Here is a 22,774-nt window from a genome sequence, read left to right as displayed (position 1 = left end):
GCACCAAGCGATAGACTTCTATCAGTTTCGCGGCGACAGTCCGATCCTTCGAGGAGCCGGTATGAGCGAGTCTGTGACCCTGCCCCTGTACATGCGGCGCGCGGCGTTCGACCCGGATCCCGAGCTCACCGCGGCGCGCGACGGGGAGCGCGTCCAGCGGGTGAAGACGGCGTTCGGCTTCGATGCCTGGATGGTCAGCCACTTCGCCGACGTCAGAGAGGTGCTCGGAGACCCCGCGCGCTTCAGCAACGCCCAGCGTGCCGTGTTCAGGGCGCCCGGCATGCCGCCGGTGAGTGAAGAGGAGATCAAGAAGCTGCGGGCGGGCAACCTGCTGGCCTTCGACCCTCCCGAGCACACCCGGCTGCGCAGGATGCTGACGCCCGAGTTCACCATGCGGCGGATGCGCCGCCTGGAGCCGCGTGTCAAGGACATCGTCACCGAGCACCTGGACGCCATGGAGGCCGCAGGCCCGCCCGCCGACCTGGTCCCGTCCTTCGCCCTGCCGGTCCCGTCACTGGTGATCTGCGAGCTGCTGGGCGTGCCGTACGCCGACCGGGACGACTTCCAGCGGCGTACCGGCAAGATCCTCGACATCTCGCTGCCCGCGCAGGAGCGGGCGGCGGCGCAGCTCGAGTCGCGCGCCTACATGGCCGAGCTGGTCGCCCGCACCCGGGCCGAGCCGGGCGAGGACCTGCTCGGCATGCTCGTCCGCGAGCACGGCGACGACCTGAGCACCGACGAGCTCATCGGCATCGCCGGGCTGCTCCTGCTGGCCGGCCACGAGACCACCTCCAACATGCTCGGCCTCGGCACCCTGGCCCTGCTGCGCAACCCCGACCAGCTGGAGCTGCTCAGGAAGGAGCCGTCGCGGATCGGCGCGGCGGTGGAGGAGCTGCTGCGCTGGCTCAGCATCGTGCACACGGGCACGGTCAAGGTCGCCACCGCCGACGTCGAGCTGGCCGGCCGGCACATCGCGGCGGGGGACCTGGTGGTGTGCGCGCTGCCCGCGGCCAACCGCGACCCGGACTTCATCTCCGATCCCGACCGGCTCGACATCGCCCGCGGCGACATGGGGCACCTGGCCTTCGGCCACGGCGTGCACCACTGCCTGGGCGCGCCGCTGGCCAGGATGGAGATGCAGATCGCCTTCCCCGCCCTGTTCGAGCGCTTCCCAGGGCTGCGCGAGGCCGGGCCGCCCGCCGAGTTCCGCTCCTTCAACGTCGTGTACGGGGTGCGCTCGCTCCACGTGGCCTGGTGACCCTGACGGGACGGCCAGAGGGCGACCCCTGACCGTCCCTTCGCGGGCGGCTCAGAAACCGCTGCCCTGGATGCCGGCCGACGCGGCGGTCGCCACCGCCACCACCGCGAACAACGCGACGGTCAGGGTCAGCACGAATCGGCGCCAACGAGCCATGATGCGCCTCCTTCCAGATCGGTGAATGGACCCGGTACGTATTCGCCGCAACGGCCCCGGCGGATCACCGCGTCAGGCGTTGGGGCAGCGGGCCGGGGCGGTGCCGTAGGCGTACTGGAGGAAGTCGACCAGGACGGCGGGCCAGGAGTTCCAGTCGTGGCCGCCCGTGCCGTAGCAGTAGCGGTGGCGCACCCCGAGGCCGGTCAGCGTCTGGTCGAAGACACTGGCGTACGAGCCGAGTATGGCCTCGTTGACCCCACCCGCCTGCGTGTTCTCCGGCGAGGTGGTGCTGTAGCCGCACTCCGCGGGGGCCGGGTCGTCGCCGTCGCCGAGCACGTACGCGCCCGACGAGTCGCGCGGCAGCGTCTTGCAGCCGCCCGCGTACAGGCCGAGTCTGCCACTGAACGGCGCGTACCTGCCCTGCGTCACGAGCACCGCCGGATCGGCGGAAGGCCAGTCGTAGACCCCGGAGGAGCTGACCGTGTAGTTGTCGCCGCCGCCGTTGATGAGGTAGAGCGAGCGGTAGCGGGTGCTCCGGGCCGGGTCGTACCCGGGCGGCAGGTAGACCCGCACGGTGATCTCATGGGCGAGCGGATCGATCGCCGGGGTGCCGCCGGCCGCCTGGAAGATCGCCGTCGAGGTCATGGTGACGTCGCGCAGCTCGGACCCGTCGCCCTGCGGGTGCCGGTCGACGCGCAGGCAGGTGATGCCGTGGCCGTCAGGGTGGGGGAGCGTGGCCGAGCACGTCTCGGCGTACGCCGCCGTCGCGGGCGCCACGAGCGCCGCGGCGAGCAGCAGGAGCACGGCGGCCAAGCGTCGCATCACATCTCCTCCGCACAAATGCTTGCTTGGTAGAGACCATCCCCGGTCATGGCACCAGGCATCGGCGGTCACGTCAACACCCCGCGCATTGACAGGCAAAACAACCAAGCGCATGCTTGGCGGCATGGTCGAGACCAGGAGATCCGGCAACACCCTGACCCCCGCAGGTCAGACCCGCCGCACCCTGCTCAAAGGGGCCGCCGTCGCAGGCGGCGCCCTGGTGGCGGGTACGGCGCTGGGCAGCGCGCCCGCCCGCGCCGACGCCGAGTACGACGTCGTGGTCGTGGGCGCCGGCGCCGCCGGGATGACCGCGGCGCTGACCGCCGCCAAGCGCGGCCTGCGCACCGTCGTGCTCGAGAAGGCCCCCACGTACGGCGGCTCGGCCGCACGGTCGGGCGCGGGCATCTGGATCCCGTGCAACGAGGTCGTCCTCGCAGCCGGCGTGCCCGACACCCCGGCCAAGGCCGCCGCCTACCTCGCCCGCGTCGTCGGCGACACGGTGCCCGTCGAGCGGCAGCGGGCGTTCCTCGCCGCCGGGCCCGCCATGATCTCGTTCGTGATGCGGAACAGCCCGCTGCGCTTCCGCTTCATGGAGGGCTACTCCGACTACTATCCGGAGTTCCCCGGCGGGATGCCGAACGGGCGCTCCATCGAGCCCGCCCAGCTCGACGGCAACATCCTCGGCGCCGAGCTGGCCCGGCTCAACGGCCCCTACATGGCCACCCCGGCCGGCCTGGTGGTCTACAGCGCCGACTACAAGTGGCTGACGCTGGCCGCCGTGAACGCCAAGGGCCTCGAGGTGAGCGCCGCCTGCCTGGCACGGGGCACCGAGGCCGCGCTGCACGGCCAGAAGCCGCTCACCATGGGACAGGCCCTGGCCGGCGGCCTGCGCGCCGGGCTGGCCACGGCCGGCGTCCCGGTCCAGCTGAACACCCCGCTGCTCGACCTGCTCATCGAGTCCGGCCGCGTCACGGGCGTCGTCACGCCCGGCGGAGCGGTCAGGGCTCGCCGGGGGGTGATCGTCGGCTCGGGCGGGTTCGAGCACAACGCGGCCATGCGCGCGGAGTTCCAGCGCCAGCCCATCGGCACGAGCTGGACCATCGGTGCCAAGGAGAACACCGGCGACGGCATCGAGGCCGGCGAGCGCGCCGGCGCCGCGCTCGACCTGATGGACGACTCCTGGTGGGGCCCGATGATCCCGCTGCCCGACCAGCCGTACTTCTGCCTGGCCGAACGGACCCTGCCCGGCTGCGTCATCGTCAACGGCAACGGCGTGCGCTTCGTCAACGAGGGCGCCCCCTACAGCGACGTCGTGCACGTCATGTACGACCGCAACACCCCCGGCGCGCCGCACATCCCCGCCTGGCTGATCGTCGACCAGAACTACCGCGACAAGTACCTGTTCAAGGACGTCGCGCCGCTGCTGCCGCTGCCCGGCTCCTGGTTCGACAGCGGCGCCGCGTACAAGGCGTGGACGATCGAGCAGCTGGCCCAGAAGATCGGCGTCCCGCAGACCGCACTGCGCGGCACGATCACCCGGTTCAACGGGTTCGCGGCGACCGGCAAGGACCTCGACTTCCACCGCGGCGACAGCGCCTACGACCGCTATTACGCCGACCCGCTGAACAAGCCGAACCCGTGCCTGGCCCCGCTGTGGCTGCCGCCGTTCTACGCGTTCAAGATCGTCCCCGGGGATCTCGGCACCAAGGGCGGGATGCGTACGGACGCCCGCGCGCGGGTGCTGCGGGCGGACGGCTCGGTCATCCCCGGCCTGTACGCCGCGGGCAACGCCAGCGGCGCCGTCATGGGCCACAGCTACGCCGGCTCCGGGTCCACCATCGGACCCGCCATGACCTTCGGCTACGTGGCCGCCAACGACATCGCCGACACCCCTTAATGGGTTTGCGACATCCCGCCACGGCCGACCACCATGGCGGGATGCGCTTCTCGATCAACATCCCGAACTTCGGGGACTTCGCCGACCCCCGCACCGTGGCCTCGCTGGCCGTCGCGGCGGATCAGGCGGGCTGGGACGCCCTGTTCGTCTGGGATCACGTCGTCCACCACAAGAGCCGGCCCCGCCCGTTCGGCGATCCCTGGATGCTGCTCACGGCGGCGGCCCTGGCGACCACCCGGATCAAGCTCGGCACCCTGGTCACCCCGGTCGCCCGGCGGCGGCCGCAGCAGCTCGCCCGCCAGGTCGCCACGCTCGACGTGCTCAGCGGCGGGCGAGTGATCTTCGGCGCGGGCCTGGGCGGGCCGATCGAGGACGAGTACGGCAGCTTCGGCGAGCCCACCGACCCCGTGGAGCTCGCCGAGCGCCTCGACGAAGGGCTCGACCTGCTGGCCCGCTACTGGACCGGCGAGCCGGTCACCCATCACGGACGGCACTACCGGGCCGAGGACGTCGCCCTGCTGCCCCCGAGCGCGCAGCACCCCCGCCCACCGGTCTGGGTCGCCGGCTTCTGGCCCAACCGCAGGCCCATGCGCCGGGCCGCCCGCTGGGACGGCGCGGTCCCGCTGTTCGGGCCGGGCTCGCACGGCTACAACCCGCCCGCCGACCAGGTCCGCGAGCTGGTCTCGTACGTCCGCGAGCAGCGCCAGGACGACAGCCCCTTCGAGATCGTCGTCGGCGGCGTCAGCCCTGCCGGGGCGGCCAAGGCCCGCGACCTGCTCGGGCCGCTGCAGGAGGCCGGAGCCACCTGGTGGGACGAGCGGCAGTCGATCCACAGCCCCGACAACGAGCGGCTCGCGCCGGTGCTGCGCCGCGTCGAGCAGGGTCCGCCGTCGGTCTAGGCAGCCTCAGCGGTCTGCCATGATGCAAGCGCACTTTGTGATCAGCGCTTGAAGGAGTTCCCCCGTTGGACCGCAGACGCTTTCTCGCCCTGACCGGCGCGGCCGGCCTCGCCACCGTGGACTTCGCCCGGCCCGCCCTGGCGGCGAGCTATCCCTTCGCCACGGGCGGCGTCCCCGACGAGCTGAAGTCGAAGATGGGCGAGCTGGCGCCATACGGCATCACCGCTGTCGCGTTCACACCGTCAGGCGGATGGGTGATCGTCACGCAGGATGGCCGCTATTTCGCCCGCGGCGTGCCCGACGCGTGTTTCGCCGAGCTCGAAAAGATGGTCAAAGCGGGCGGAAAGGTTCACTGCGTGGCCTTCCCGCCCGAAGGCGGCGATCGCTGGGTGATCACCGGTGACAAGGGGATGTCCGCGCGCGGCCTGCCTGAGGAGTGCCACCAGCGCATCAGCGACAGCTACGCCGCCGGCCGCCAGGTCGTGGACGTCGCCTTCCCGCCGGCCGGCGGCAACCGCTGGGCGGTGGCCGACACCCAGACCTTCTTCGTCCGGGGCATCGACGACGAGTGCTACCAGATGATGCGGAACCTGACGCAGGCCGGGCGCAAGGTGACCCGCGTCGCCTTCCCCAAGACGGGCGGATGGGCGGTCGTCGCGCAGGACCAGTTCTACGCGCGCGCCGTCGACGACGCCTGCTTCAAGCAGATGAGCTCCCTCGACGCCGGCGGCTGGCAGCTGCACCACCTGGCCTTCTCACCGAGCGGCGGCTGGTCGCTGGGCTCACGCGGCAAGGCGCCCGCGCTGCCCGCCGACCGCGTCAGGCAGGTCGAGAACGCGGTGGGCGGCGCCACCATCTGGCAGCGGATGAGCGCCTGGAAGACCCCGGGCGTGGCCGTCGCGGTGGTGGTCGGCAACAAGATCGCCTGGTCCACCGGGTACGGCTGGCTGGAGGCGGGCAGCGGCGCCGCTGCCCATCCCGAGACCGCCTTCCAGGCCGCCTCCGTCAGCAAGGCCGTGGCCTCGGTCGGCGTGCTGCGCCTCATGCAGACACTCAAGCAGCCCCTGACCGGCGACATCCGCCCCTACCTGGGCTGGACGCTGCCGCGCCGCTCGTGCGTCTCCAGCACGGCCGTGCCCACCATCGACCGCCTGCTGACCCACCGGGGCGGCGTCATCGGCCGCGGCTCCACCTCCCCCTCAGGCGCGTGCTCCGGCTTCGACGCCGGCGGCGGCGGCTTCGCCGGCTACGGCCCGGACGCGACCGTGCCCACGCTGCTGCAGGTCATGAACGGTGAGGGCAACTCCCCGAAGATCGAGCTCACCACCGCCCCCGGGGCGGAGTTCCACTACTCCGGGGCCGGCTTCGTGCTGCTGCAGCGGATGGTGGAGCAGAAGAGCGGCCTCACGCTGGCCCAGTACATGGACAAGGAGGTGTTCGCGCCGCTCGGCATGAAGAACAGCTCGTACGCGCTGTCGCCCGGCTTCGAGCTGGCCGCGGGCCACACCGCCACCGGAGCCGTGATCCCCGGCAAGCGCAACCGCTACCCCGAGTCGGCCGCCGCCGGCCTCTACACCAACGTCCTCGACCTGAGCCGCCTGGTGTGCTACCTCAACAAGGCGTGGACCGCCTCCGGCGACATCGCCGGGCCGCTCACCAAGGCCTCCGTCCGCACGCTGCTCACCCCCGGCCCCGAGCCCACCATGGGGCGCGGCTTCTTCGTCGCCGGCTCCGGGACGCAGAGCTTCTCCTACACCCACGACGGCTCCAACTACGGCTTCAAGTCGGTCGTCAAGGGCTACCCGCAGCTCGGCGCCGGCTACGCCATCCTCGCCAACGGCAACAACATGAGCCTCGTCAACGAGATCGCGGCGGCCATCCGCTCGGTCTACGGCTGGGCCTGACCCGTCCCGCGCCTTTCCGGCCCAGGGAGGCGCGGGCATAGTGTTCCCCCATGACGATCACCCCCTGCACCACCCGGGCCGGTCGGCCGGCCTTCGTGGTCAACGTCGAGGTCTTCCTGGAACGGGACGGCCGCTGGCTCCTCATCAGGCGCGGCCGCCAGGAGGCCCACGCCGCCGGCACGCTGGCCGGCGTGGGCGGCAAGGCTGAGGCGGACGGGGCCGGGGCCGGGGCCGGCATTCTCGAGCAGACCGCGCGCCGGGAGGTCGCGGAGGAGGTCGGCGTCGACCTGACGGGCACCGACCTCACCTACGTGGACAGCGCCTTCTTCGTGACCGACGACGGCGACCCAGTGATCAACGTGGTCTTCCGCGGCGAGCTGCCGCCGCGGGCCCGCCCGGTGGCGGCCGCTCCTGAGGAGGTCGCCGAGCTGATCTGGCTGACCATCGAGGAGGCCGAGGCGCATCCCGACTGCCCGCCGTGGGTCCTGCGCAGCCTTCGGCGGATGGCCTGACGCCTCGCCCCTCCCGCCGTCACCGGGCGCGCATGCGCCCGACCTCCGACTGGAAGACCTCCTCCGTCCTGCCCAGGAAGTCGGCGATCAGCTCCAGCTGCTCGTCGGTGTAGCCGTCCATCGCGCCGCGCCACGCCCGTACGAACGGGGCGAACACCGGGGCGATCACCTGCGCGGCCTCCTGGGCCAGGAGCGTCACCACGACCTTGCGGCGGTCGACGCTGTCACGCTCGCGCCGCACGTACCCCGCCGCCTCGAGCCTGTCGATCACCCCGGTCACGGACGCGGTCGTGATGCCCGCGCGCCTGGCCAGCTCGCTCGCCGTGAGCGGGCCGTCACTGAGCAGGTTGAGGCAGTGCAGGTCGGTGGTGTTGACGCCGATCCGCTCCGCGGCGCCCTGGCTCATCGCCACCGAGAGCGCGTTGGTACGGCGCAGCGCGTCGAGCAACTGGGCCACGAGCTCGGCACGCCTTGACATCGCCATCGAAACTCCTTAGCGTTCAAAGTGTCTAGGAAAACTAGAGATATGGCTCTCTAGTGGCTAGCTTATCGGAAGGAAGGCACGATGAAGGATGTCATCAAGCGCTTCTACGACGAGGTGCTCAACGCCGACGACCTCGACGTCGCCGACGAGATCGTCGGCCCCGGCTTCGCGCCCCGAGGCGGCGACGTCACCGGCCCCGAGGCGCTCAAGCGGACCGCCCGCTACCTCCGCTCGGCGCTTCCCGACATGCGCTTCGACATCGAGGACATGATCGCCGAAGGCGACCGGGTGGCCACCCGGTGGACGTTGCACGGCACGCACGAGGGAGACTTCTTCGGATTCCCGCCCACCGGCAAGCCGCTGGAGGTGCGCGCCTGCGTCATCTTCCGCATGGAGGACGGCAAGGTGGCCGAGATTTGGCCGGTCATCGACTCCAGCTCCCTCGTGGGCGCGAGGGGATGACGTTCCCTCCGCAGCATCGCCGAGTGGGCCCTGTACCGGTCGGCCGTCTCCTGCCCCCGCCGCCGCGCGTGGTCGGTGACCGCCCGCAACGGCAGCACCGGCAGGAGCGCCGCGCAGACCCTGCGCTGGGCGATCCTGGCCCGCGGGGGAGAGCGCCTGCCGCGGGTTGAACCTGATGTCCAGCGACCAGCTGTACATCACCCGAGAGCGACGGCTCCGAGCGCGGCCGTCACCGCGAGCGACCAGGTCGTGGCGGTGCGATGACGGGTGCAGGAGCGGATCAGGCAGGCGTGCGCGCGGGGTTCACGACTCTCTCGACGTGGGACCGCCGGTTCCGGTTTCCGCCGGCTCCGAGGTCACCTCGCCGGGCGGCTCGGTGACACTGCCGTGGGAGGTGGTCTCCTCCACCGGACCTGTCGGCTCGGTGCTCGACTCCTCGGGCCGGGGCGCCGGTGATCCCTGCTCAGCGGGCGGGGACCCGGTGGCCGTCGCGGTGGCCGTCGTGCACTCCGGGAAGGCGGCCGGGTCCGGCGCCACCGCGCACGCGTCGCCGACGTAGCTGCTCGGATCGCGCCCGAGCTCCGTGAGATGGTCAAAGGCCTCTCGCGCCTTGCCGGTGTCGCCCACGCCCGCGGCGCTGACCAGCTCCGTGTGGTAGAGGAGTTCCAGCGCCTGCATGCGCAGCGCGGGGGGAAGGGCGTCGAGATCCCCCTTGGCCTGGTCGGCGATACGCATGGCCTTGTGGAACTTCTTCATGTTCGCGTTCGCCGCCGCCTCGCAGACCCGCGCGATGGCCCGTTCGCCGTCCGTGGCGGCGCCGGAGGACGCCACCCGTCCCATCTTCTCGGCCCCGGCCTCGAAATCGCGGTTCCGCAGCATCGTCTGGCAGTCAAGGCCCACCCGGGCCTCGGCCTCGGGAAGCTCCCCGCTGCCCGCGGGCGGGACGGGCTCCATCGTGATGAGCGCCGGCGCGGCCGTCCGCGGGCCGGGCCCGCCCTGGCCGGCGCCGGACCCGCCGGGTTCGCCGCCGCAACCGCCCGCCAGCACCGCGGCGGCCGCGAGCACCGCCACCCAGGCCCTCACCACCGGCTCCCCCCGATCACTCGCTGGGGTCGTCATACCGCGCGGGGGCCGCCCCACGCTGGTACAACCCGCGGATCACCATGACCTGGCGAATTCTTGCCCCGGGATGCCCAGTCGGCGGGCAGTCCGTTGCGGCGGGCCAGCTTCCGCATGGCGCCGCGCAGCACCTCCGCCTCCTCGGGGGGAGCCCTTCGGTCAGCTCCGCGTCGATCTCGGCCGTTGCCTCGGCGCAGGCGGCCAGCAGTTCCTGGCCCCGCGCGGTGAGCGTGAGCGTGCTCTCTGGTCAACTAACTCACTAGTACGTACATTAGGAGGCGTCTGTCTTACCGCTCGAGAGGAAGAACTGATGGCCTCGTTCCTGACCGGGCTGGTCGGCTCGGGCATCGGCCCCTCGCTCAGCCCGCCGCTGCACGAGCGGGAGGCCGTCCACCACGGGCTGCACTACGTCTACCGGCTGCTCGACACCGACCGGCTCGGGCTGGACGTCGGACAGCTGGTACGCACCGCGCGCCGCTTCGGCTACGACGGGCTCAACATCACCCACCCGTGCAAGCAGACCGTCATCCCGCACCTGGACGACCTGTCACCGGACGCCCGCATGCTCGGCGCGGTCAACACCGTCGTCTTCGACGGCGAGTGCGCCATCGGGCACAACACCGACTGGACCGGGTTCGCCGAGTCGTTCGCCCGTGGCCTGCCCGACGCCGTCACCCGCAGGGTGGTGCAGCTCGGCGCGGGCGGCGCGGGCGCGGCCGTGGCGCACGCGCTGCTCACCCTGGGCGCCGACCGGATCACGGTCGTCGACGCCGACCATGCCCGGGCGGCGCGGCTGGCGGACGAGCTGGGCTCCCGCTTCGGCGCCGGGCGGGCACGCGCCGCCGGCCGCGACGACCTGCCGTCGCTGCTGGCCGGGGCCGACGGGCTGGTGCACGCCACGCCCACCGGCATGGCGCACCACCCCGGCCTGCCGCTTCCGGCGTCGGTGCTGCATCCAGGCCTGTGGGTAGCGGACATCGTGTACCGGCCGCTGGAGACCGAGCTGCTCAAACAGGCGCGGGCGATGGGCTGCCGGACGCTGGACGGCGGCGGCATGGTCGTCTTCCAGGCCGCGCACGCCTTCCGCCTGTTCACCGGCCGCGAGCCCGACGCCGAACGCATGCTCGCCCACCTGACCGACCTGGTGACCGTCTGAACTGTCTGCGAGGAGGAGACGTGCGCAAGTCCATCGCCACCGTGTCGGTGAGCGGCACCCTGATCGAGAAGCTGGAGGCCATCGCCGCCGCCGGGTTCGACGGCGTGGAGATCTTCGAGAACGACCTGCTCACCTGCCCGCTGCCGCCCGAGGAGATCCGGGCCCGCGCCGCCGACCTCGGGCTCGGCATCGACCTCTACCAGCCGTTCCGCGACTTCGAGGCGGTCCCGGCCGACCGGCTCGAACGCAACCTGCGCCGCGCCGGGCACAAGTTCCGCGTCATGGAGCGCCTCGGCGCCGACCTGCTGCTGGTCTGCTCCAACGTCTCGCCGCAGGCCGCCGGCGACGACGAGCTGGCGGCCGCCCAGCTGCGGCTGCTGGCCGAACGGGCCGCCGAGCACGGGATCCGCATCGCGTACGAGGCGCTGGCCTGGGGACGGCACGTCAACGAGTACCTGCACGCCTGGCGGATCGTCCACATGGCCGACCACCCCAACCTGGGCACCTGTCTGGACAGCTTCCACATCCTCTCGCGCGGCTCTGACCCGATCGGCATCGAGGCCATCCCCGGGGAGAAGGTCTTCTTCCTGCAGCTCGCCGACGCGCCGCTGCTCGCCATGGACGTGCTGCAGTGGAGCCGCCACTACCGCTGCTTCCCCGGCCAGGGCGGCTTCGACGTGGCCGGGCTGGTCCGCCACGCGCTGAACGCCGGCTACGCCGGGCCGCTGTCGCTGGAGGTGTTCAACGACCACTTCCGCCAGGCCGAGACCGGCCGTACGGCGCGTGACGGCATGCGCTCGCTCATCGCCCTGGAGGACACCCTGTACGGAGCCGCACACCCGGCCGTGCCCACCGGCTTCGCCTTCGCCGAGCTGGCCGGCCCGGGCTCCCTGAGTGGGGTGCTCAGCGCGCTCGGCTTCGCACGTACCGGGACACATGCCACGAAACCGGTCGAGCTGTGGGAGCAGGGCGGAGCGCGGCTGCTGCTCAACGCCACCGGCAGCGCCACCGGCAGCGCCACCGGCAGCGCCACCGGCAGCGCCACCGGCAGCGCCACCGGCAGCGCCACTGGCGGGGACCCCGCGCTGGTCGCCATCGGCCTCGACAGCCCTGACCCCGGCGCGGCGGTCAAGCACGCGGAGTCGCTGCTGTCACCGGTGCTGCCGCGCGAGCGCGCGCCCAGGGAAGCGCGCCTGGACGCCGTCGCCGCCCCCGACGGCACACAGATCTTCTTCTGCGACACCGCCTGGCTCGACGGCTTCGGCCCTTCGGGGCCGGTTCCCGGTGAGATCACCCGGATCGACCATGTGGCGCTGACGCAGCCGTGGCACCAGTTCGACGAGGCGGAGCTGTTCTACCGCAGCGTGCTCGGGCTGAGCCCGCAGGAGAGCCTGGAGGTGCCCGACCCGTACGGGCTGCTGCGCAGCAAGGCCATGGCGGACCCCGGCGGGCGCGTACGGATGGTCATCAACCTCGCCCAGGTCGGCACGGAAGACCTCCGGTGGCAGCACGTCGCACTGGCCTGCGACGACATCGTGGCCATCGCCCGCCGCCTGCGCGCCGAGCACCCGGACCTGCTGCTGCCCATCCCCGCCAACTACTACGACGACCTCGAGGCCCGCCACGACGACGTCGATCCCGAGCTGAGGGAGCTGGGCGTGCTGTACGACCGCGACGAGCACGGCGAGTTCCTGCACCTGTACACCGTCACCGTAGGACGCGTCTTCTTCGAGATCGTCCAGCGTACGGCCGGATATCAGGGGTACGGCGCCGCGAACGCCCCCGTCCGCCTCGCCATTCAGCACGCCGGGCATCACTGAGGTGTGCGCGACGGCAGGCGGAAGAGCGTGTGCAGCGCGCGCAGGGCGTCACGGTCACCGGTCGCCGAGGCGGCGTGGCTCTCGAGCGCGCCCGCGAGCGTGACCGTGCCCGCGGCGATGTCGCGGAAGGTCTGATCGTCGGTCGTGATGGTCGCATCGGGGTACTGAGCCGGCCCGTGGACCGTCTCCAGGGTGCCGTCATGCACGCGGGCGTGGAAGGTCTCGCCCCCCACGCGGAACTCGTAGATCGCGCGTAGCCCGGCGGCGGCTTCGGCCTGGAAACAGGCTTGCAGGCCGAGCACGGCCCAGCCGGGATGGAAGGACTCCTCGTCGCGGGGATCCTCCATCGCCCACTTCAGGCCCCAGCGGGCCAGGTCCAGCACCACCGGGCCGAGCTCCTCGCCGGCCTGCGTCAGAGCGTAGGCGGGCGTGCGTGCCGGCGGGGGAAGCGTGACCTTCTGCACCAGTCCGTGGCGTTCCAGGCTCTTCATCCTGGATGCCAACAGGCCGGTCCCCAGGCCACGCAGGTTGTGCTGCAGGTCGCCGAAGCGTTTGGGGCCGGTGAGCAGCTCGCGGATCAGCAGCAGCGTCCAGCGCTCGCCGACGATGTCGAGGGTGCGCGCGGTCGCGCAATACTGGTTGTAGCTCCGTTCCACCTCAATTCTCGTTTCCGTGGTCACGGTGGTCGGCGACCTGAAGGAGAAGCCGGGCGAGCGCCTCGGGGTCGCTGAGCATCACGTTGTGGGGTCCGTCCAGAGGGATCGACCGGTAGCCCAGCTCGGCCGCGAACCGGTCGAAGGGGTACGTCACGGGCCGGCAGTAGATGCCCGTCCCGGGGACCTTGTCCACCGCCCCCGTCAAACGGGTCGGCTCCGTGAAGGTCCGCAACGGCTGGGGCGTCAGCCGGTCGGCGAGCCAGGCGGCATCCGCCGGGTCGGTGATGCCGTACGCGGCCGGGGGAGGAGCCGGCACCGTCGTACCGCCTCCGCGGGCCTCGGCGGCGGTACGAATCGCCGTCACGAAGGAATCGGGCGCCAGGTCGAACAGGCTGGATCCGTCGCCACCCGCCCATCCGTCCACCAGGACGACCTGGCTGACCAGGTGCGGCCGGAGGTCGGCGGCCTGCCGGACCACCAGGCCGGCGTAACTGTGCCCGACCAGGACCACGTCATCCGCTGGCCGGTCGGCCAGGGCGTCGAGAACCGCGGCGACCTCGTCGGCGTGCCGGTGCAGTCCCGTGTCGCCGTCGAGAGTGAGGGCGGGCGTGACGGTGTGCGCGCCGGCCTGATGCAGCAGCGGAGTGACCCGGTCCCAGGCCCACGGGCCATGCCAGGCACCATGCACGAGCACGAAAACGGTCATGAGAGTCCCTCTGTTGAAAGTTACTACTTCTTCTTTTTGAAGTGTAATTTACGGCATCGAGAAGTCATCTGAGCTACGCCAGGGCGTTCCGTCGAAACGCCTGGCAGGTGGGCTATGAGGACGGTGTAGGGCGGGCGCCGTCGAGGCGGTCGTGAATCGCGCGGCGGGCGGCCAGGCCGGAGGGGACGTCACCCGACCGGCGGCCGACCGCCGGCTTCACGATCGTCGCCGAGGCGGCAGGCAGTGACGGACGCCAGGCCACAGGCGTCGTACGGGGCGCCGACATCTACGGCAGCACAGCCGTGATCGCCGTCGAGGGGGCGCGCCGAGGATACGCGGGTCTCCCGTCCCCAAGGAGAACCCCTTGAGCAACAAGATCAACGAGTTGACCGTGACCTCCGCCGACGGCACCACCATCGGCTACTACCAGGTGGGCCGCGGTCCCGGCCTGGTCATCTCCCACGGCGGCATGGGATCGGCCTACAACCACATCCAGCAGGCCCAGGCACTGGCCGACACGTACACCGTCTACCTGCCCGACCGCCGCGGGCGTGGCATGAGCGGACCCTACCGTCCCGGCCACGGCATCCAGCAGGACGTGGCGGACCTGGAGGCGGTCATCACGAAGACCGGCGCCCGCTACCTGTTCGGCCTCAGCGTCGGCGGCACCATCGCGCTGCAGGCCGCGCTGACGCTGCCCGACGCCGTCGACAAGCTCGCCGTCTACGAGCCTGGCGCGTTCACCGCTCCCACCGCCTGGCTGGCCAGGTTCGAGCGCGAACTCGCCGTGGGCAGGACGGCCGACGCCCTGGTCACCGCCCTCAAGGGCGCCCAGATGGGCCCGGCCTTCATGCGGGCCATGCCGCGCCGCCTGCTCGCGCTGGGGAGCGAGCAGGGGATGCGGAGGGAGGATCGCACCGGATCCGGCCAGTATGTGCCGATGCGGGACCTCGCACCGACCCTCTTGCAGGATGTCGGGGTCCTCATCGAGATGGAGGGACGGCTGGAGGACTTTCGCGCCATGCATGCCGAGGTCCTCCTGCTCGGCGGCTCCAGGAGCGTCCCCTATCAGAAGGCGTCTCTGACAGCGCTGGAGCACGTGCTGCCACGGGTCAGGCGGGTGGAACTGGCCGGCCTGGACCACGGAGCACCCTGGAACGCCGACCGCGGCGGCCGGCCGGAACGGGTGGTGCAGGAGCTGCGGCGCTTCTTCACCCCTTGACAGCCGGTCGCCCGGCGGATTCGTCCTGGCGTCTCCTCGCGGGATTCCGGCGCGAGGAGACGCCAGGCGAGCAACGAGCTTCTACAGCGTGCCGCCGACCAGCAGCGCGAGGTCGATGAGGCGGTTGGAGTAGCCCCACTCGTTGTCGTACCAGCCGACGACCTTGACCTGCGAGCCGAGCACCCGGGTCAGCTGGGCGTCGAAGACGCAGGAGGCGGGGTCGGTGACGATGTCGGTGCTGACGATGGGCGCCTCGGTGTAGGTCAGCAGGCCCTTGTACGGGCCGGCGGCGGCCTCGGCGTACGCCTCCTTGACCTCCTGAACGGTGGTCGGGCGGCGCGTGGTGACGGTCAGGTCGGTGACCGAGCCGGTCGGGACGGGCACCCGCAGGGCGAAGGCGTCGAGCCGGCCCTGGAGCTCGGGCAGGACCAGGCCGATGGCCTTGGCGGCGCCGCTGGAGGTGGGCACGATGTTCAGCGCCGCCGCGCGGGCACGGCGCAGGTCCTTGTGCGGGGCGTCCTGGAGGTTCTGGTCCTGGGTGTACGCGTGCACGGTCGTCATCATCCCGGAGTCGATGCCGACCGCGTCGTGCAGCACCTTGGCCAGCACTCCCAGGCAGTTGGTGGTGCAGGAGGCGTTGGAGATGATCGTGTGCCGCTCCGGGTCGTAGGCGTCGTCGTTCACGCCGAGCACGATCGTGACGTCCTCACCGCTCGCGGGGGCGGCGATGATGACCTTCTTCGCTCCGCCGTCCACGTGGGCGCGGGCCTTGGCGGCGCTGGTGAAGACGCCGGTGGACTCGATCACCACGTCCACGCCCAGGTCTCCCCACGGCAGGTCGGCGGGGTCGCGTTCGGCCAGCACCTCGATCGTGGCGTCGCCGGCGCGGATCGCTCCCGGCTCGGCGACGACCTCGCCGGGGAAACGGCCCAGGATCGAGTCGTAGGCCAGCAGGTGGGCCATGGTCGCCACGTCGCCGAGGTCGTTGACCGCGACGATCTCCAGATCGGCGCCCCGGGCGGCGGCAGCGCGGAAGACGTTGCGCCCGATCCGCCCGAAGCCATTGATACCAACACGAACAGTCATATGTATCTCCTCTCGCGGGCCTACATCATAAGCATCTTATATAAATTTTCGATGTATATTTGGAGGGGTGGACGACCTTCCCGATGACGACGACCTGGACGTGGACGCCTTCGCCACGGCCATCGAGAGCTTCAACCGCTTCTACATCCGCCTCCCCACGCTGGAGAAGCTGTCGTTCACGACGCTGTCGGTGCTGGACACCCTCGCCTTCGGCGGCGGCCCGATGCGGCTGACCGACCTGACGAGGACCGAGCAGGTCAGTCAGCCGGCCATCACGCAGCTGGTCACCCGGCTCGAGCGCGACGGGCTGGTGGAGCGCCGTCCCGACCCGAGTGACGGGCGCGCGGTCCTCATCCACATCACCGAGGCGGGCCGCCGGATCGGGCGCTCCCGCCACGACGACCGGATGCGCCACCTGGCCCCGCTGGTCGCCCAGCTGACCGCCGAGCAGCGCCGGGCGATCGCCGGCGCGCTGCCCGCCCTGACCCGCCTCGCCGAGCTCGGGCGCGCGTCCGCCAAGAAGGCGGGCTCATAGGCCGGCCTCGGCGTACTGCGCGACGCCGTCGCCGAACGACCAGTCGATCGGCTGGTTCTCGCTGATCGTGACGAACACGTTCCGCGGCTCGGTGCCCGCGTACTCCTCGGCGAGATCGGCGATCCTGCGGTAGAGGGCCTGCTTCTGCTCCGCCGTGCGGCCCGAGCGCATCGTGATGGCGACGAACACGAGGTCGTCGTCCCGGTGTACGCCGAGGTAATCGGCGTCGTAGCGGATCATGCGGTGTGTGCCGTCGTGGCCGGTGAGCACCTGGAACCTGTCGTCCGGCGGGATGCCGATGGCGTCGACCAGGGCATCGTGTACGGCCCGGCCCAGGGCGTCCAGCCGCTTCTCGTCTGCACGGAGCGCATCGATACGAACAAAGGGCATGATTTCGTCCTTTCTAAGGATTTTTTCCGTACGGCCCTAGCGGGCGTGGCCGGCGAGCAGGCCGAGCGCGCCGTCAACGGCCTGCGCGTACACCTCCGCGTCGCCGGCGGCACGGGCCAGCACGTAACCGCCCTGCAGCACGGCGACGAGCGCGGTGGCGGTGGCCGCCGGGTCGAGCGAGGCGTCCAGCTCGCCCTGTGACCGCGCGTCCGCGAGGACCCCGGCGAGCCGGGTGCGCAGCCAGGCGAACGTCTCCTCGACCGGGCGGCGCAGCTCGGGATCGGCCATCACGTCCGGGTCCTGGGTGAGGCGGCCCACCGGGCAGCCCCGCAGGGCGTCCCGCTCCCGGCGCAGGTAGACGGTGATCCGCTGGAGCGGGCTCGCGGAGCCGGAGAGCTCCGCCTCCGCGCGGACGCGCATGTCGTCGGCGCTGCGGGCGATCGCGGCCAGCGCCAGGTCGGGCTTGCCGCGGAAGTGGTGGTACATGCTGCCCTGGCCCGCCCCGGACCGCTGCTGGATGGCCTTCGGCGAGGTGCCCACGTACCCGCGCTCCCACAGCAGCTCTCGGGTGCTCTCGATCAGCCGTTCTCTCATGTCCACGTTGCGAGCGTACATACTAGTAGGTACAGAAACAACCCCGGGGAAGCCTTGCTCCGGCTCCGCTGCCAGGAGGTCAGCGCGCTCTGGTGAGGGCGTCGAGCAGCCCTGGGAACGCCTCCTCCATGTCGGCGCGGCGCAGAGTGTTCATCCGCGAGGTCCCGACGTAGTACTGCCGGATCAGGCCTGCCTCGCGCAGCACGTTGAAGTGGTGGGTGGCGGTGGACTTGCTGACCGGTATGTCGAAATCGCCGCACTTGATGTCCTCGCCGGCGGCGTCGAGCTGCGTGACGATGCTCCGGCGTACCGGATCGACGAGGGCCTCCAGCACCTGCTGGAGGTCGAACTGTGACACCTCGGGGTGTGGCGGCGTGCGTCCCATGGGCCCCATAGTACGACAGGCATCGAAGTTTGACAGCGATCGTACTTATGCGCTTGAGTGAGTCGCGTTCACAGCGAGCGAAGGATGGTTGGCATGGCGAGGACCGTGCGGTTCCACGAGATCGGTGGGCCCGAGGTGATGCGGCTGGAGGAGGTGGAGACAGGCGAGCCGGGGCCGGGGGAGGTGCGGCTCCGGGTGGACGCGATCGGGATCAACCGGGCAGAGGCCCTGTTCCGGAGCGGCCGGTACATCGAGCCGGTCAAGCACCTGCCCGCCGGGCTCGGCTCGGAGGCCGCCGGTGTGATCGAGGCGGTCGGACCGGGGGTGACCGGTTTCGAGGTGGGGCAGGCGGTCAGCGTCGTGCCGTCCTTCTCGTACAACGACTACGGCATGTACGCCGAACGGGCGATCGCGCCGGCGTCCGCCCTCCTGCACCGCCCCGACGGGGTGGACGCCGTCTCCGGCGCCTCGGTGTGGATGCCCTACCTCACCGCGTACGGCGCGATGGTGGAGGTGGGCGGGATGCGGGCCGGCGACGTGGCGGTGCTGAACGCGGCCTCCAGCAGCGTCGGCCTGGCCGCGATCCACACGGCCGACCGCGTGGGCGCCACGCCGATCGCCGTCACGCGCACCCGCGCCAAGCGGCAGCGGCTGCTCGAGGAGGGCGCGGCCGAGGTGATCGTCTCCGAGGAGGAGGACGTGGCGGAACGGGTGCTGGCGCTGACCGGCGGCAGGGGCGCCGAGTACGTCTTCGACGCCGTCGCCGGTCCTGGCGTGGTGGACCTGGCCAGGGCCGTGGCCGCCGACGGGACGCTGTTCCTGTGGGGCGGGCAGAGCGGGCAGCCGACGCCCTATCCGGGGTTCGAGCTGGGCATGCCCGCGCTGAACCTGCGCACGTACACGGTGCACGAGATCACCAGGAACGCCGGGCGGATGCGCCGCGCCGCGGCGTTCGTCGCATCCGGCCTGCGTACCGGGGCCTTCCGTTCCGTGGTGGACCGGCTGTTCCCGCTGGAGGAGATCGTGCAGGCGCATCGGCACATGGAGTCCAACATCCAGTTCGGCAAGATCGTGGTCACCGTGGCGCACTGACCAGGGCGCCGCTCACGCGTCGCTCGGACCGGGTCTCCAGCCGGTCCTCTGGGCCCACGCGTCGGCACGTCGCAGAATGTCCCGGACGTACGGGTCCTTGGCGGCGACGTACTTCTGCCGCTCGTCGCGGAACTCCTCCGCGCACCGCCGCTTCACCCTCGCGAACTCCGCCGCGGCGTCCGGGTGGACACGCAGGTAGTCGCGTGCCAGCAGGGGAGAAGCTGCCTTGTTCGCGCACGTGGACGTCGATCACCGGCTTGGCCGCCAGGCCGGGAACCGGCCGGCTACCTGGCAATCAGCACTTCGAGTGTCACCGGTTCGACGAAACGCCCGCTCGGATCGGCCGCCAGCAGAGCGTCGGCGAGTTCTTGCTCGAAGGCGGGCCGCCGATCGCCGAGCAGCCGCCGCAGGGGGAGCGAGGTCGAGTAGAGGTAGCCGATGATCCGGTCCGTGGTCCACGACCGTTCGAACTCGTGGACCACCCGGGTGACGTCCCGGAACGCTGAGTCAGCCAGCACCGCTCCGTGCGGCCTGGCCGGTGTCCCGCCGGCGCTGACCTGGGGTCCTATGAAACGGTGCTGCACCTCTTCGATGGCGTGCTGCCACGGCACGACCGCCCGCGCCAGGCAGCCGTCATTGGCGATCACCACGCCGCCGCCGTCCTCCACCATGCCGGCCAGCGCTCCCAGCACCTGCTCACGATCCATCCAGTGGAACGAGCGCCCCATGGTCACCAGCCGGAACCGTCCCAACGTGTCCGGCAGGTCCGCTGAACTGGCGCGCACCCACGTCACATTGCCGACCTCGCCCGCGAGCGCCTGACGGGCGGCCTCGGCGAGCATGTCCGGCTCAGGATCGACACCGACCGCCTCCGCGACGTGCCCGGCAAGCGGAATGGCCAGCTGGCCGGTGCCGCAGCCCAGGTCGAGCAGGCGCCCCGAGCCGTCGAGCCCGAAGCGCCGGACCAGATCGTCGAAGAAAACCTTCGGATAGCCCGGACGGAACCGCGCGTAGAACACCCCTGTCCCGGCAAAGAGCCCGCCACTCGACACGCCGCCACACTACCTATCTTGGCGGCTGGGCCCGCTCAGCCCGGTCCGGCGACAGTCGCGTCCATCAGTTCGCCACGGCTGACGGTCACGGCATGGCCGCCGACATGGACGTGGCCGTCCTCGATCCGCAGCGCCAGACGCCCCCGCCGTGCCGAAGCCTGGACCGCTTCCAGCCGGGTACGGCCGAGACGGGCCGCCCACAGCGGTCCCAGCACGGCATGTGCCGAACCGGTCACCTGATCCTCATCCAGCCCGTGGGCGGGCACGAAGACGCGCGAGGTGAAGTCGGCGTCCTCGCCGCCGGGCGCCGTCACGATCACCCGGCCGACGGGCAGGCGCAGAATGCGCTGAATGTCCGGCCGTATCTGCGCCACCTGCGCGGCCGTGTCGAGCGTGACGACGTACTCGGCGTCGTTGCTCGCGAATCCCGCAGCCTCCGCGAGCCCGAGCGCATCCAGCACGTCCTGGGGGATCGGGCCTTCGGTGACCGCGACGCCGCCGAACTCCAGCCAGATACGCCCGTGATGGCGGCGCACGCTCAGTGCGCCGCCGCCGTGGTGAAAGACGATGTGGTCTTGATCCAGCACATGGGTGGCGGCCAATGTGGCGTGTCCGCACAGCGGCAGCTCGTGCGTCGGGGTGAACCAGCGGATCCGCCACCGGTCCGCATCCGCCCAGACGAACACGGTGGTGGGCTGCTGCAGCTCGGCCGCGACCCGCCGCATCCACCCCTCATCCGCGGCAGCGCCGAGCCGGACGACTGCCGCGGGGTTGCCGGTGAAGGGACGCTCGGCGAACGCGTCAACAAGGAACCAGGCGATCACAGCGGTGATCGTATGCCCCTGGATTCTCTGGGCGGGCACCCGGGCTCCCTGTGCAGCCGACGAGTTCGGTGGGTCCCAGCGCGGTGGAGTCCGTACCAAAATTAAAGTCAATTGCAATTTTGCACTGGAGTGTGGTTTCCTCTACGGCATGTCCTCATCCGTCATCCACGCCCGGGGCCTCACCCGGACGTTCCAGCTGAAGAGCGGAACCGTGCACGCCGTACGCGGCATCGACCTCACCGTGGCGCCCGGCGAGATCCTTGGCTTTCTCGGACCCAACGGCGCCGGCAAGACCACCACGCTTCGCATGCTCGTCACGCTTCTGCCGCCCACGGGCGGGTCGGTCGAGATCGCCGGGCACGACCTGCTGCGCATCCGGCGGGCGTGCGGCGCCGCATCGGGTACGTCGCGCAGTCCGGCGGCCTCGATCCCGCGTGCGGCGTACGAGAGGAACTCGTCACGCAGGGCCGGCTGCACCGGCTGTCCAAGAGCGAGGCGTGCGAGCGGGCCGAGGAACTGGCACACGACCTGGCGCTGCTCGACCTGATGGACCGGCCCACCGCCGCTCTGTCCGGCGGCCAGCGCCGGCGCCTGGAGATCGCGCTCGGCCTGGTCAACCGGCCGCAGGTGCTCTTTCTCGACGAGCCCACCACGGGGCTCGACCCGGGCAGCCGCGCGGAGCTGTGGGACCTGGTCCGGCGCATCCGCGCCGAGCACGGAACCACGGTGTTCCTGACCACCCATTACCTGGACGAAGCCGACGTGCTCGCCGACCGCATCGTGGTCGTGGACGCCGGCGAGATCGTCGCCGAAGGCACGCCCGCCGACCTCAAGAGCCGCTTCACCGGAAATCCCGCCGCGAGCCTCCAAGACGCCTTCCTTTCCATCACCGGCCGCGCTGCCACCAGCGACGAGCCCATCGCCATCTGAACCACCCGAAAGATCTGAACCACCCGAAAGATCTGAACCATCCGAAAGACTCGAGAACCATGACTCTCCTCGGCGACACCGCCGTCATCTTCGGCCGCTACCTGCGCGCCACGCTCCGCTCCAAGACCAACCTGTTCTTCGGCATGCTGCAGCCGCTGCTGTTCCTGGCGCTGTTCGGGCCCTTGCTGACCCGGTTCGACCTGGGGATCGGCGGCTCGTCCTGGCAGGCGCTGGTGCCCGGCGTGCTGGTCCAGCTCGCCCTGCTCGGCGGCTCCTTCGTCGGCCTCGGCCTGCTGATGGACCGCAACCTCGGCGTGATCGACCGCATGCGGGTCACGCCTGTGCGCCCGCTTGCCCTGCTGCTGGGCCGCGTGCTGCGGGACGTCGTCCAACTGCTGACCCAGTCCGTCCTGCTCGTGCTCCTCGGCCTGGCCTTCGGGCTGCGTGCGCCGCTGGCCGGAATCGTGATCGGGCTGCTGTTCGTCGGCGTGCTCGCGGCCGCTCTGTCGGCGCTGTCGTACGGGCTGGCCATGAACGTCGCCACGCCGCCGGAGTTCGCCGCCATCGCGAACACGGCCGGCATGCCGCTCATGCTGCTGTCCGGCCTGCTGCTCCCGATGAGCCTCGCCCCCGGCTGGCTGGACGGCCTGTCGCGCGTGGTGCCCTTCCGCTACACCGTCGATGCGGTACGCGAGGCTTTCCTCGGCCACTACACCGGCGCCACCATCCTGGTCGGCGCCGCCGTGACGCTCGTCCTGACCGCGCTCTGCCTGCTCGCGGGCGCCCGCCTGTTCCGGCGCTCAGGCGCCTGAA

25 protein-coding genes and 1 pseudogene are annotated in these 22,774 nt (G+C 71.2%); 14 read left to right on the top strand and 12 right to left on the bottom strand.

Annotation, left to right across the window (positions count from 1 at the left end):
* The first annotated feature begins 61 nt into the window (after nucleotides 1-61).
* Nucleotides 62-1,258, top strand: coding sequence for a cytochrome P450 (locus ABD830_RS16300; protein WP_344987880.1), 1,197 nt, complete (start codon nucleotides 62-64; stop codon nucleotides 1,256-1,258).
* A gap of 228 nt (nucleotides 1,259-1,486) precedes the next feature.
* Here the strand turns inward: ABD830_RS16300 and ABD830_RS16295 are convergent, their stop codons facing one another.
* Nucleotides 1,487-2,236, bottom strand: a complete 750-nt coding sequence (locus tag ABD830_RS16295; RefSeq protein WP_344987878.1) for an alpha/beta hydrolase — start codon at nucleotides 2,234-2,236, stop codon at nucleotides 1,487-1,489.
* A gap of 124 nt (nucleotides 2,237-2,360) precedes the next feature.
* On the opposite strand from ABD830_RS16295, the gene kstD reads away from it, so the two are divergent.
* The 4 genes from kstD (at nucleotide 2,361) to ABD830_RS16275 (ending at nucleotide 7,448) form a co-directional block, all read left to right on the top strand.
* Entirely contained in the window at nucleotides 2,361-4,133 is a 1,773-nt protein-coding gene (kstD, locus tag ABD830_RS16290) for a 3-oxosteroid 1-dehydrogenase (protein WP_344987876.1), read from the top strand.
* 41 nt (nucleotides 4,134-4,174) lie between these two features.
* Complete coding sequence (locus tag ABD830_RS16285) at nucleotides 4,175-5,032, top strand: LLM class flavin-dependent oxidoreductase (protein WP_344987874.1); 858 nt, start codon at nucleotides 4,175-4,177, stop codon at nucleotides 5,030-5,032.
* A 65-nt stretch (nucleotides 5,033-5,097) separates the two neighbouring features.
* Nucleotides 5,098-6,936, top strand: coding sequence for a serine hydrolase domain-containing protein (locus ABD830_RS16280; RefSeq protein ID WP_344987872.1), 1,839 nt, complete (start codon nucleotides 5,098-5,100; stop codon nucleotides 6,934-6,936).
* A gap of 50 nt (nucleotides 6,937-6,986) precedes the next feature.
* A complete protein-coding gene (locus tag ABD830_RS16275; RefSeq protein WP_344987870.1) occupies nucleotides 6,987-7,448 on the top strand; it encodes an NUDIX domain-containing protein in 462 nt (153 codons plus the stop codon).
* A 19-nt stretch (nucleotides 7,449-7,467) separates the two neighbouring features.
* On the opposite strand, the gene ABD830_RS16270 is transcribed toward ABD830_RS16275, so the two are convergent.
* Entirely contained in the window at nucleotides 7,468-7,932 is a 465-nt protein-coding gene (locus ABD830_RS16270; RefSeq protein ID WP_344987868.1) for a MarR family winged helix-turn-helix transcriptional regulator, read from the bottom strand.
* An 81-nt stretch (nucleotides 7,933-8,013) separates the two neighbouring features.
* Between ABD830_RS16270 and ABD830_RS16265 the strand changes: the two genes are divergently transcribed.
* Nucleotides 8,014-8,394, top strand: a complete 381-nt coding sequence (locus tag ABD830_RS16265; protein ID WP_344987866.1) for an ester cyclase — start codon at nucleotides 8,014-8,016, stop codon at nucleotides 8,392-8,394.
* A gap of 303 nt (nucleotides 8,395-8,697) precedes the next feature.
* Here ABD830_RS16265 and ABD830_RS16260 read toward each other — a convergent pair whose 3' ends face one another.
* Nucleotides 8,698-9,477, bottom strand: a complete 780-nt coding sequence (locus tag ABD830_RS16260; RefSeq protein ID WP_344987864.1) for a hypothetical protein — start codon at nucleotides 9,475-9,477, stop codon at nucleotides 8,698-8,700.
* Nucleotides 9,478-9,823: 346 nt separating this feature from the next.
* Here ABD830_RS16260 and ABD830_RS16255 point away from each other — a divergent pair, with 346 nt between their 5' ends.
* Nucleotides 9,824-10,669 (top strand): shikimate dehydrogenase, encoded by an 846-nt coding sequence (locus ABD830_RS16255; protein ID WP_344987862.1) that lies wholly within the window; start codon nucleotides 9,824-9,826, stop codon nucleotides 10,667-10,669.
* Nucleotides 10,670-10,689: 20 nt separating this feature from the next.
* A complete protein-coding gene (locus tag ABD830_RS16250; protein ID WP_344987860.1) occupies nucleotides 10,690-12,489 on the top strand; it encodes a bifunctional sugar phosphate isomerase/epimerase/4-hydroxyphenylpyruvate dioxygenase family protein in 1,800 nt (599 codons plus the stop codon).
* Here the strand turns inward: ABD830_RS16250 and ABD830_RS16245 are convergent.
* Nucleotides 12,483-13,145 (bottom strand): winged helix-turn-helix transcriptional regulator, encoded by a 663-nt coding sequence (locus tag ABD830_RS16245; RefSeq protein WP_344987858.1) that lies wholly within the window; start codon nucleotides 13,143-13,145, stop codon nucleotides 12,483-12,485. The genes ABD830_RS16250 and ABD830_RS16245 overlap by 7 nt on opposite strands.
* A 1-nt stretch (nucleotide 13,146) precedes the next feature.
* Nucleotides 13,147-13,851, bottom strand: a complete 705-nt coding sequence (locus tag ABD830_RS16240) for an alpha/beta fold hydrolase (protein ID WP_344987856.1) — start codon at nucleotides 13,849-13,851, stop codon at nucleotides 13,147-13,149.
* A 364-nt stretch (nucleotides 13,852-14,215) separates the two neighbouring features.
* Between ABD830_RS16240 and ABD830_RS16235 the strand changes: the two genes are divergently transcribed.
* Nucleotides 14,216-15,073, top strand: coding sequence for an alpha/beta fold hydrolase (locus tag ABD830_RS16235; protein ID WP_344987854.1), 858 nt, complete (start codon nucleotides 14,216-14,218; stop codon nucleotides 15,071-15,073).
* 81 nt (nucleotides 15,074-15,154) lie between these two features.
* Here the strand turns inward: ABD830_RS16235 and gap are convergent, their stop codons facing one another.
* Complete coding sequence (gene gap, locus ABD830_RS16230; protein WP_344987852.1) at nucleotides 15,155-16,159, bottom strand: type I glyceraldehyde-3-phosphate dehydrogenase; 1,005 nt, start codon at nucleotides 16,157-16,159, stop codon at nucleotides 15,155-15,157.
* A 67-nt stretch (nucleotides 16,160-16,226) separates the two neighbouring features.
* On the opposite strand from gap, the gene ABD830_RS16225 reads away from it, so the two are divergent.
* Nucleotides 16,227-16,694 (top strand): MarR family winged helix-turn-helix transcriptional regulator, encoded by a 468-nt coding sequence (locus ABD830_RS16225; protein WP_344987850.1) that lies wholly within the window; start codon nucleotides 16,227-16,229, stop codon nucleotides 16,692-16,694.
* Here the strand turns inward: ABD830_RS16225 and ABD830_RS16220 are convergent.
* The 3 genes from ABD830_RS16220 to ABD830_RS16210 form a co-directional block, all read right to left on the bottom strand.
* Nucleotides 16,689-17,084 (bottom strand): tautomerase family protein, encoded by a 396-nt coding sequence (locus ABD830_RS16220; protein WP_344987848.1) that lies wholly within the window; start codon nucleotides 17,082-17,084, stop codon nucleotides 16,689-16,691. The two genes, ABD830_RS16225 and ABD830_RS16220, sit on opposite strands and share 6 nt — an antisense overlap.
* Before the next feature lie 36 nt (nucleotides 17,085-17,120).
* Nucleotides 17,121-17,678, bottom strand: a complete 558-nt coding sequence (locus tag ABD830_RS16215; protein WP_344988704.1) for a TetR/AcrR family transcriptional regulator — start codon at nucleotides 17,676-17,678, stop codon at nucleotides 17,121-17,123.
* 79 nt (nucleotides 17,679-17,757) lie between these two features.
* The gene (locus tag ABD830_RS16210; protein ID WP_344987846.1) at nucleotides 17,758-18,063 is read right to left on the bottom strand and encodes an ArsR/SmtB family transcription factor; all 306 of its coding nucleotides are present in this window, start codon (nucleotides 18,061-18,063) and stop codon (nucleotides 17,758-17,760) included.
* A 93-nt stretch (nucleotides 18,064-18,156) separates the two neighbouring features.
* Between ABD830_RS16210 and ABD830_RS16205 the strand changes: the two genes are divergently transcribed.
* The gene (locus ABD830_RS16205; protein ID WP_344987844.1) at nucleotides 18,157-19,155 is read left to right on the top strand and encodes a zinc-dependent alcohol dehydrogenase family protein; all 999 of its coding nucleotides are present in this window, start codon (nucleotides 18,157-18,159) and stop codon (nucleotides 19,153-19,155) included.
* A gap of 12 nt (nucleotides 19,156-19,167) precedes the next feature.
* On the opposite strand, the gene ABD830_RS16200 is transcribed toward ABD830_RS16205, so the two are convergent.
* The 3 genes from ABD830_RS16200 to ABD830_RS16190 all read right to left on the bottom strand — a co-directional run bounded on the left by ABD830_RS16200 (nucleotide 19,168) and on the right by ABD830_RS16190 (nucleotide 21,031).
* Nucleotides 19,168-19,368 (bottom strand): GrpB family protein, encoded by a 201-nt coding sequence (locus ABD830_RS16200; protein WP_486348595.1) that lies wholly within the window; start codon nucleotides 19,366-19,368, stop codon nucleotides 19,168-19,170.
* Nucleotides 19,369-19,439: 71 nt separating this feature from the next.
* On the bottom strand, nucleotides 19,440-20,207 hold the full coding sequence (locus ABD830_RS16195) for a class I SAM-dependent methyltransferase (RefSeq protein ID WP_344987842.1): 768 nt from the start codon (nucleotides 20,205-20,207) through the stop codon (nucleotides 19,440-19,442).
* 35 nt (nucleotides 20,208-20,242) lie between these two features.
* Nucleotides 20,243-21,031 (bottom strand): PhzF family phenazine biosynthesis protein, encoded by a 789-nt coding sequence (locus ABD830_RS16190; RefSeq protein WP_344987840.1) that lies wholly within the window; start codon nucleotides 21,029-21,031, stop codon nucleotides 20,243-20,245.
* Between the two features lie 148 nt (nucleotides 21,032-21,179).
* Here ABD830_RS16190 and ABD830_RS16185 point away from each other — a divergent pair.
* The 3 genes and pseudogenes from ABD830_RS16185 to ABD830_RS16175 all read left to right on the top strand — a co-directional run.
* A pseudogene (locus tag ABD830_RS16185) lies at nucleotides 21,180-21,625 on the top strand (ATP-binding cassette domain-containing protein); the annotation flags it as partial.
* Nucleotides 21,599-21,961 (top strand): ATP-binding cassette domain-containing protein, encoded by a 363-nt coding sequence (locus ABD830_RS16180; protein ID WP_486348594.1) that lies wholly within the window; start codon nucleotides 21,599-21,601, stop codon nucleotides 21,959-21,961. The pseudogene ABD830_RS16185 and the gene ABD830_RS16180, both read left to right, overlap by 27 nt.
* Nucleotides 21,962-22,020: 59 nt before the next feature.
* Nucleotides 22,021-22,773 (top strand): ABC transporter permease, encoded by a 753-nt coding sequence (locus ABD830_RS16175; RefSeq protein WP_344987838.1) that lies wholly within the window; start codon nucleotides 22,021-22,023, stop codon nucleotides 22,771-22,773.
* Nucleotide 22,774 lies beyond the last annotated feature (1 nt).

It is taken from the genome of Nonomuraea helvata, from assembly GCF_039535785.1.
Taxonomy (GTDB): domain Bacteria; phylum Actinomycetota; class Actinomycetes; order Streptosporangiales; family Streptosporangiaceae; genus Nonomuraea; species Nonomuraea helvata.
This window is presented reverse-complemented; position numbering and strand designations above follow the sequence as displayed.

Coding starts and splice junctions, on each gene's coding strand:
- ABD830_RS16300 (WP_344987880.1), top strand. CDS start 62: ATGAGCGAGTCTGTGACCCTGCCCCTGTACATGCGGCGCGCGGCGTTC.
- ABD830_RS16295 (WP_344987878.1), bottom strand. CDS start 2,236: ATGCGACGCTTGGCCGCCGTGCTCCTGCTGCTCGCCGCGGCGCTCGTG.
- kstD (WP_344987876.1), top strand. CDS start 2,361: ATGGTCGAGACCAGGAGATCCGGCAACACCCTGACCCCCGCAGGTCAG.
- ABD830_RS16285 (WP_344987874.1), top strand. CDS start 4,175: ATGCGCTTCTCGATCAACATCCCGAACTTCGGGGACTTCGCCGACCCC.
- ABD830_RS16275 (WP_344987870.1), top strand. CDS start 6,987: ATGACGATCACCCCCTGCACCACCCGGGCCGGTCGGCCGGCCTTCGTG.
- ABD830_RS16270 (WP_344987868.1), bottom strand. CDS start 7,932: ATGGCGATGTCAAGGCGTGCCGAGCTCGTGGCCCAGTTGCTCGACGCG.
- ABD830_RS16265 (WP_344987866.1), top strand. CDS start 8,014: ATGAAGGATGTCATCAAGCGCTTCTACGACGAGGTGCTCAACGCCGAC.
- ABD830_RS16255 (WP_344987862.1), top strand. CDS start 9,824: ATGGCCTCGTTCCTGACCGGGCTGGTCGGCTCGGGCATCGGCCCCTCG.
- ABD830_RS16240 (WP_344987856.1), bottom strand. CDS start 13,851: ATGACCGTTTTCGTGCTCGTGCATGGTGCCTGGCATGGCCCGTGGGCC.
- gap (WP_344987852.1), bottom strand. CDS start 16,159: ATGACTGTTCGTGTTGGTATCAATGGCTTCGGGCGGATCGGGCGCAAC.
- ABD830_RS16220 (WP_344987848.1), bottom strand. CDS start 17,084: ATGCCCTTTGTTCGTATCGATGCGCTCCGTGCAGACGAGAAGCGGCTG.
- ABD830_RS16215 (WP_344988704.1), bottom strand. CDS start 17,678: ATGAGAGAACGGCTGATCGAGAGCACCCGAGAGCTGCTGTGGGAGCGC.
- ABD830_RS16210 (WP_344987846.1), bottom strand. CDS start 18,063: ATGGGACGCACGCCGCCACACCCCGAGGTGTCACAGTTCGACCTCCAG.
- ABD830_RS16205 (WP_344987844.1), top strand. CDS start 18,157: ATGGCGAGGACCGTGCGGTTCCACGAGATCGGTGGGCCCGAGGTGATG.
- ABD830_RS16175 (WP_344987838.1), top strand. CDS start 22,021: ATGACTCTCCTCGGCGACACCGCCGTCATCTTCGGCCGCTACCTGCGC.